This window comes from Bradyrhizobium sp., assembly GCF_035701725.1.
Lineage (GTDB): Bacteria > Pseudomonadota > Alphaproteobacteria > Rhizobiales > Xanthobacteraceae > Bradyrhizobium.
In genome coordinates this window covers 1-3,680 of sequence record NZ_DASSRP010000048.1, presented here as the reverse complement: position 1 = coordinate 3,680, position 3,680 = coordinate 1, and the positions used below count along the sequence as shown (strand labels likewise).

Here is a 3,680-nt window from a genome sequence, read left to right as displayed (position 1 = left end):
TCGCTCGGGGCGGAGCCGCCGGGGTTCGGGCCCGAACCGGTCGTCGCCAAGAGCGGCGGGCTGGCGGCGGTGACGCTGGCCAAGCTTGCCTCACTGCTGCCGGCCGCTCTCGTCGTTCGGGTCGGGGCCGCCGAGGCGGCGTTCCTGGCGCGGCGCCGCGATATCGCGGCAATCGACGCCGCCGTCGTGTTTAAGAGGCAGGCCGAGGATACGGCGCTGAACCGCGTTGCCGAGGCAAGGGTGCCGCTCGCCGATGCGGAAAACGCCCGGCTGATCGCGTTCCGGCCAGGCGATGGCGGGGTCGAACATCTGGCGATCGTGATCGGGACCCCGGACCCCGCCGCACCGGTGCTGGCACGCCTGCACTCCGAGTGTTTCACCGGCGATCTGTTGGCAAGTCTGCGCTGCGATTGCGGCGACCAACTGCGCGGCGCCATCGCTGCGATCGCGCGCGACGGCGGCGGCGTCCTTCTTTACCTGGCGCAGGAAGGCCGCGGCATCGGCCTCGTCAACAAGCTGCGCGCCTATCGGCTACAGGATGCCGGGTTCGACACCCTCGACGCCAACGAGCAGCTCGGCTTCGACGCCGACGAACGGGTCTACCGGCCGGCGGCGGAAATGCTGCGGCAACTGGGTTTTGGCACGATCCGCCTGTTGACCAACAATCCCGAAAAAGTGGCCGCGCTCGAACGCTACGGCATTCGCGTCGCCGAGCGCGTGCCGCACGTCTTCGCCTCCAACGGCCACAACGAGCGCTATCTGCGCACCAAGGCCGTGCGCGGCGGACACCTGCTTTAGAGCAGCGAACCTTTAGAGTAGGAATCGACGTCCGCGCTTTATCCGCCATCGTTATGGCGGACGAAGCGGTAATCTACAGCACCGTCGCATGCGATGTCGTGCGCCCGGCGATTACCGAGCCGCCAGCCGTTACCGTTGATTGGTTGTTGTCGTGTGGGTCGTGGTGGTGCCACCAGCCCAGGGGTCGGTAGTCGTGGTCGTGTGAGTTTCCGAGCTGCCTGCGGCGCCCTCGCGGTAGGTATCCTTCCGCGTAACCGGGTTCCCGTACATGTCGACACCGTGCTGTGTCGTGGTTGCGTGGTAACCACTGTCCGGTCCCGGAGATATGGTCGTTGACGACGACGTGCCCGGAGCCGGAACTTCCGGTGGTGTGGTTGGCGGAGGATAGGTCTGCGCCGAAGCGATGCCGGTCATCATAACAACGGCGGTCGTGGCCGCTAGTAGATGCTTACTCATGACCTGTTCCGATCTCGCAGGTTAATGTATCAATACAACCCGAGCAGGGGTGCTATGGTTCCGGATTAACTAAACGAGTTAATCTGCTCGGTCAGCAAGCCTTTTGTCTCGAAGCTCTACCACGCGGCGTCCTGGCCTCAGTTAGCCGCCAGCTTCCTACATGGCTCGGTTCTCGAAAGGCGACACCCGGCGCTTCCCAGCGTCAAAATCATTCTATTACAACGTGTTACGGGAACTTGGTGACGGAAGAGGCATCCGCCTCATCGACGTTCGTTCCCATCCTTACTCGTTCACTAATTACAGTTCAATTCAAGCATCTTGTGAAATTTATTGTCCGCCGTAATTCACTTGCGTCCGCCTCAAGCCTCGTTCAGAGTATAGGATAAAGATTGGGACCCCGAGTTCGACGGACACTATGGGCAAGACCCGAAAAACGGCTCACGGTGCGGGTGGTCGAGACGATCAAAAAGCCGGGTCTGCATGCCGATGGCGGCGGCCTTTACTTGCATGTCAGCAAGACGGGCGCGCGCTCGTGGATATTCCGCTGGAGGCGCGACGGCAAGCTACGCGATATGGGTCTTGGGCCGCTGAACACCATCAGCCTAGCCGAGGCGCGTGACAAGGGGCTGGCCTGCCGCAAGCTCAAGCTCGAAGGCCGCGATCCGATCGACGAGCGCCGCGCGCAACGGCAAGCGGCGAAGCTGGAAAGTGCGAAAGCCATAAGCTTCCGCGACTGCGCGGAGGCTTATATCTCGGCGCATCGGGCTGGCTGAAAAACCCTAAACACGCCGCGCAGTGACCGAGCACGCTGCAGACTTACGTCTACCCGATCTTCGGCAATTTGCCGGTGCAGGCGATCGATACCGGGCTAGTCATGAAAGCGGTCGAGCCGATCTGGACAGCAAAACCAGAGACCGCAAGCCGAGTGCGCGGGCGCATCGAGGCGGTTCTCGATTGGGCGGCCGCCCGCGGCCACAGGCAAGGCGAAAACCCTGCCCGCTGGCGCGGCCATCTTGAAAATCTGTTGCCGAAGCGCTCCAAGGTGGCGCGGGTTGAGCATCACGCAGCGCTCCCTTATCGCGACCTGCCGGGCTTCGTAATGGAGCTGCACCAACAAGAGGGGGTTGCCGCTCGCGCACTCGAATTCACGATCCTAACCGCGGCGCGCACCGGTGAGGTGATCGGCGCCACCTGGACCGAAATCGATCTGGAAGCTTGCCTGTGGACGGTCCCTGCTGAGCGTATGAAGGCGGGGAGGGAACATCGCGTACCGCTTAGCGACGCCGCGGTGGCGATCCTGCAGCCCTTCGCCGAAGCCAGAATGAGTCACTATGTTTTCCTCCGGCCTTCGCGCCGGCCGGCGGCTCTCGGAAATGGCGATGTTAATGCTGTTGCGGCGCATGGGGCGCGACGGCCTCACCGTGCACGGCTTCCGCAGCGCGTTTTCCGATTGGTGCGCTGAGCGAACTGCGTTCCCAAGCGAAGTTCGCGAAATGGCGCTAGCGCATACTGTCGGCGATAAGGTCGAGGCCGCCTACCGCCGCGGCGATCTGTTCGAGAAGCCGGCAGTTGGCCGAGGCGTGGGCGAGGCTCTGCATCGCACCCGCGCCGCTCGGCCAAGTTGTGCCGCTCCGTCAGCCATCCATCGCGGCGAAATAAGAGGTCCTATTCCGGGAAGGGTTGCGGCGCGCCCGCCGGCAGCGGCACCTGAAAGGCGTTCAACGCGTTTCCGATCGCCGTGTAATAGCCGACGATCGTGCCAAGTTCGACAACCCCTTGCTCGCCGAAGCGCGCGATCGCCTCGGCAAAGGTGGCGTCCGTGAGCCGCTTGGTGCTGATCAGCTCAGTAACGATGCGATGGACGAGGGCTTGGTCGGGAGCGGTGAAGCTGGGCGTAGCGCCGGTCCGGATGGCCTCGATCGCCGCCGCCGAGACACCGGCCTCGACCCCGAGCGGCGCATGCGCGTGCCATTCGAGACTCACTCGCAGGTGATGCGCGGTCAGGCAGATCGCGAGCTCGGACAAGGCTGGAGGTAGCGAACTGCCCCAGCGCAGGTATTCGCCGAGCCGCTGCAAATGGCGGCATACCTCAGGTGCACGGATCAGTATTTGGAACGGACCGCCAAAACGGCCGCGCCTGCCCGCGACGATCTCGTCATGCACTTCCTTCTGCGCCGAAGTCATCTCGGCCGTGCTGATCTCTCGGTAACGGGTCATCTAGGGCTCCTGGAGCGGCCGCCTGCGCTGCGGTTTTGGCGGCCACCCATTGCTCGGTAAGAACCCAGTCCGTCAAACGAATTTACGTCAGGACAGCGGCCGCCGTCCTTGTGCAGACTACGGCTCGCGGCAGGTTTGATCCCAAGCGATCGGACGGGGGCGCCCTAGTCTGACCGGTTTTGCCCCGATTGTTCTCTAATGGGTCAAGG

Annotated in this window: 4 protein-coding genes; 3 read left to right on the top strand and 1 reads right to left on the bottom strand. The window is 63.4% G+C overall.

What is annotated here, in order from left to right:
- The 3 genes from ribA to VFL62_RS26870 all read left to right on the top strand — a co-directional run.
- A partial coding sequence (ribA, locus tag VFL62_RS02510) for a GTP cyclohydrolase II (protein WP_325170802.1) occupies positions 1–798 on the top strand: 798 nt, incomplete at its 5' end.
- Positions 799–1,643: 845 nt separating this feature from the next.
- Positions 1,644–2,027 (top strand): Arm DNA-binding domain-containing protein, encoded by a 384-nt coding sequence (locus VFL62_RS26875; protein ID WP_414644581.1) that lies wholly within the window; start codon positions 1,644–1,646, stop codon positions 2,025–2,027.
- 74 nt (positions 2,028–2,101) lie between these two features.
- On the top strand, positions 2,102–2,716 hold the full coding sequence (locus VFL62_RS26870; protein WP_414644580.1) for a tyrosine-type recombinase/integrase: 615 nt from the start codon (positions 2,102–2,104) through the stop codon (positions 2,714–2,716).
- Positions 2,717–2,919: 203 nt separating this feature from the next.
- Here VFL62_RS26870 and VFL62_RS02500 read toward each other — a convergent pair whose 3' ends face one another.
- Complete coding sequence (locus VFL62_RS02500) at positions 2,920–3,471, bottom strand: carboxymuconolactone decarboxylase family protein (RefSeq protein WP_325170801.1); 552 nt, start codon at positions 3,469–3,471, stop codon at positions 2,920–2,922.
- Positions 3,472–3,680 lie beyond the last annotated feature (209 nt).

What these genes read in the sequence shown, in the direction of transcription:
- VFL62_RS02500 (WP_325170801.1), bottom strand. Translation starts at nt 3,471, where the DNA reads ATGACCCGTTACCGAGAGATCAGCACGGCCGAGATGACTTCGGCGCAG.